Genomic DNA, 4126 nt, shown 5'->3' on the forward strand with positions numbered 1-4126 from the left:
CGATAAAAACGAATAATATTGTTCATTAAACTGTTATGAATGGATTTAATTCTTTTTTTCTTCTCTGAAGATGTTTATACACATTGCCTTGGTAAACTTGTACAAGTGCGTTATTGCACTTTAACAGAGTGATAGGAATCTTTATGCGGGGGAGATAAGATGGTTTGTATAGCCACTAAAGTGGGGGCAGATAGTATAGTTTATGGTTTTTTCCTTCATCTTCAAAGAATTGCTCTCTTCAGACCATTAAAACAGTGTTATGCATTTTGTTTTTCTCTTTTAAGGAAGCATAAGGTGCATTGTTTTGCGCTTCCTTTTGAGTGTAAAAATTAATGATCCGGTTATTTTGTTGTTTTGTGCTTAGCACGGCTTTGAGTGTTATCGCATTGCCAAGTTTTGCAACGAATATACGGGATCAAGCGATCCATCAATCAGAAAGTATTCAACGTCAACAAACGCAACAGCAACGTTTTCAGAAATGGCACAAGAGGACAGGAAAGTCTGAAGTGTTTTTTGAGAATAATGAGGAGAACAGTTCCGATGATTCTTCGAGATCAAAAACCTGTTTGATGATCAAAAATATTGGGTTGATTGGTGCCAGGTTGATTTCGCATACTGATCTTCATGGTAGCATTTCTCGTTGGGAAGGGCACTGTTTAGGCATTGATGATATCAATAAAGTGCTCAAAGCGGTAACTATGCTTTACGTCAAGCGTGGTTATATCGCGGTGCGGGCTTATTTGCCTGAGCAAGATTTAAGGGGTGGTCATCTCAAAATTGTTGTTGTTGAAGGTCGTGTAGAAGATATCACCCTGGATGGTCACACAGTTGAGAGGAAAGATCGCGGCGAAATCACCACAGCTTTTCCAAATCTGATTGGTCACCCGACCAATTTACGCGCGATAGAGCAAGGACTTGATCAAATCAATAGGCTTTTTTCTCGTCAAGCCACTCTTAATCTTGAAGCTGGAAAGGTTTCTGGCGGTTCCATCCTTGATATTCATATAGCCAAACAGAAACCTTGGAGTTTTACAGTTTCCAGTGATAATCTTGGCGCTCAGGCAACAGGTCTCTACCAAACACGTTTGAGCCTTTCTTTTGATGATTTGTTTGCTTCCAATGATCAATGGTCGTTTAGTTATCAGCGCTCCATGGATGGTGGCGTGTATCATTTCACAAATGAGCGGCCCAATAGTGATACGATCACGGGTTCATTTTCCATTCCTTATGGTTATTGGACAGCAGGTTTTGATGGCACGTGGAGTCAATATTATTCGAGTGTTAAAGGAATATTTTCCGACATTTTGACATCGGGTAAGTCTTTATCGCTTACCCCTTGGATTTCGCGGGTTATTGCTCGTGATCAAGAGGGGAAGACCTGGTTTACGGGACGATTGACATGGAAATATGCTGATAATTTTATTATGGGCAGTAGGGTTGATGTGTCGAGCCGTAAATTAGCTATTGCGTCTTTTGAGCTTGATCATATGCGCCAGTGGCTTGGAGGAGAATTCAATGCTCATTTAGGGTTTCATAAGGGATTGGCGATCCTTGGTGCCTATGATGATAAAGATCAAGAAAATGTCTCGCCCAATGCGCCCAAAGGGCAATTTAGAAAATGGTCTTTTTCTCTGGGCTATGTGCGTCCTTTTTCACTTCATTCATATCATTTTCGCTATAACACGCAGCTTTCAGGGCAGTGGTCTCCCGATAGTTTGTTTGGTTCAGAACAAATATCGCTTGGCGGAACCTCTTCTGTACGTGGGGTGCGTGAGGCGGTTTATTACGGCAATAATGGAGTGTTTTGGCGCAATGAATTGTCCCTGTTATTGTCAGGTTTCACCTCGGAGGGAGGTCGTAAATTGATGAGCCAATTTTCTCCTTATATGGCCCTTGATCTGGGAGCAGTGGCTAATGATACAAGCAAAAACAGTTTTGGTGGTAGCCTGGTTGGGGCAACGCTTGGCTTTCATGCGGCTGGAGAGATGATGGATGTTGATTTGTCTTACTCTAATCTTTTGAAGGCATCAATACCGCTAGAGAAGGGGAATAGGGTTGGAGTATTTCAAGTGCGGGCTTTGTTAAGGTTTTAGTAAGGGGCGGTAAAAAGATCGCCTTGCTGTGTACACCCTTTGGGAATGTTTTTTACAAAAAGATTTATAGGATTTTATGAGGAGTGAAAGATGCGGGGATTGAAGGATCAACAGCATAAATTGGGCTATGGAACTAAGTTAGAGCAGCGTGCTCTTTGTGTTTTGCAGAAAGGGGCTCATAAGGGGCTTTCATTGGTTTTAAGCTTTTGCTTAGCCTTTCAGCCTTTTTTATTGCAAGCGCAAGCACTTGGCGCGCAACGTTCTGTTGTACAAGAGCCTCAAGGGATTAAAGCAGCGAGTGGGGTTGGCTCTGTTTTTCACCCTACGGTGGGCATAGCAGGCAATGGTGTGCCGCTGATTGATATTGCGCGTCCTAATGGACAAGGTCTTTCTCATAATAAATATGATAGTTTCAATGTTGATACCCATGGTGTGATTTTAAACAATTCCACCAAAGAGGTTTCGCGTTCACAGCTTGGGGGATTGGTGCCTGGTAACGGCAATTTGCGCGATGTTGGGCCAGCAAAGGTTATTCTCAATGAAGTGGTGAGCGCTAGTCGCTCGCGTCTTGAAGGGATGACAGAGGTTCATGGGCAATCGGCTGATGTGATTATCGCCAATCCCAATGGGCTTACCTGTAACGGTTGCGGTTTTATCAATACACCGCGGGTAACTTTATCGACCGGACAGCCGATCATTGGGGCCGATGGTTCTTTGAGTGGTTTGCGTGTTGAAGGCGGTAACATCACCATAGGTGCTCGTGGAGTTGATGGGAGTTCATTGGATGTTTTTGATCTTGTTTCGCGCAAGATCCATGTAGAGGGTCCCATTCAAGTCAAAGGGGAATTGGCAGTTATAGCGGGGCATAATCATTTTGATTATGGGAAGCGAGAAGCAACATCACTTGGCTCTGATGGCAAAGAGACGGAGTTGGCAATTGATTCCAGCGAGTTTGGTGGCATGTATGCGGGTCAGATCCGGGTTCTCGCTAATGATAAAGGTGCTGGTGTCAAGATGCTTGGCAATATGGCTGCCAATGCTGGCGCCATGAAGTTGACCAGTGATGGCAAGCTGGTTCTTGCCAAAGCACGTGCCAAAGGATCGGTCAAAGCGCATTCTCATCATGACAGTGTGCATGTGAACGATCTGGTTTTTTCAGAACAGACGGTTGAGCTGAAAGCTTTGAAGCATGTTGAACTGGCAGAGCATTCTCGCATTGCGGCGGGTGGTGCTGTTGATGTGCAGGCTTCTACCATTGCCCTTAGATCTGATGCTTTGTTGGCGAGTGGCATTGACAATGATGGCACACAGTCAGCGACGGGTTCTTTGCACCTCAAGGCAACGAAGCTTGAGGCTGGCGATGGACGGATAGCTGCTGGTGGTCTTTTAGAAATCCAAGCAGCAACCATTGATCTTTCTCGCATAAAAGACAATGATCAGACTGGGGTTTCTTCTCTTGGTGATATGACCATTGAAACTAATCAAATCCGTGCTTTCAACAACCATATTGGAGCAAGAGGGAATATTGTCTTGAGTGCCGATGAGGCTCTTAGCGTAGATGCTGGTCATTATAGCGCTGGCGGTTTTCTTTTGATGGAAGCGGCAGAGTTGTCATCGCGTGCCAATTTAGGTGCAGAGCAAAAAGTTGACCTTTATGCGCACAGTGGTGATCTTCTTCAAGAAGGCACAGTTCTTTCTAATGGAGAGGTCACGCTGAACGCCCATGGTGCGCTGAGTCACAAGGGTGATATTGTCAGTAAGCGGACGGTTACCTTGACAGCGGGGGGCATGCTGACAACCGGACAAGAGAGCACGATTTTAAGTTCTGGTGTTGTTGTGAGCGCAGCTTCTATAACTCAAGCAGGGGCTGTGAACGTGCAAGAGGGAGTATTAACCCTTCAAACGCGTGATGGAGTCATAAATAGCGGCACAATGCGCGCTGCTAGCGTTGATGTGCATGTTGCTTCCCTAACCAATCAAGGACTGTTGATAGCTAACAATGCTATGCACCTAACGATCAGGGCTCAAGAAGG

The 4126-nt window shown here is 44.8% G+C and carries 2 protein-coding genes; both read left to right on the forward strand.

Going from position 1 to position 4126, the window contains the following annotated elements; all coding sequences use genetic code 11:
• Nucleotides 1–332: 332 nt before the first annotated feature.
• Nucleotides 333–2093, forward strand: coding sequence for a ShlB/FhaC/HecB family hemolysin secretion/activation protein (locus AC0QT1_RS08315; RefSeq protein ID WP_473202096.1), 1761 nt, complete (start codon nucleotides 333–335; stop codon nucleotides 2091–2093).
• A gap of 90 nt (nucleotides 2094–2183) precedes the next feature.
• Nucleotides 2184–4126, forward strand: a 1943-nt coding sequence (locus AC0QT1_RS08320) for a filamentous hemagglutinin N-terminal domain-containing protein (RefSeq protein ID WP_473202097.1), incomplete at its 3' end; no start/stop codon positions are given.

It is taken from the genome of Bartonella sp. P12B (genome assembly GCF_055796185.1).

Excerpts from the sequence above, each read along its gene's own strand:
- AC0QT1_RS08315 (WP_473202096.1), top strand. The coding sequence starts at position 333 with ATGATCCGGTTATTTTGTTGTTTTGTGCTTAGCACGGCTTTGAGTGTT.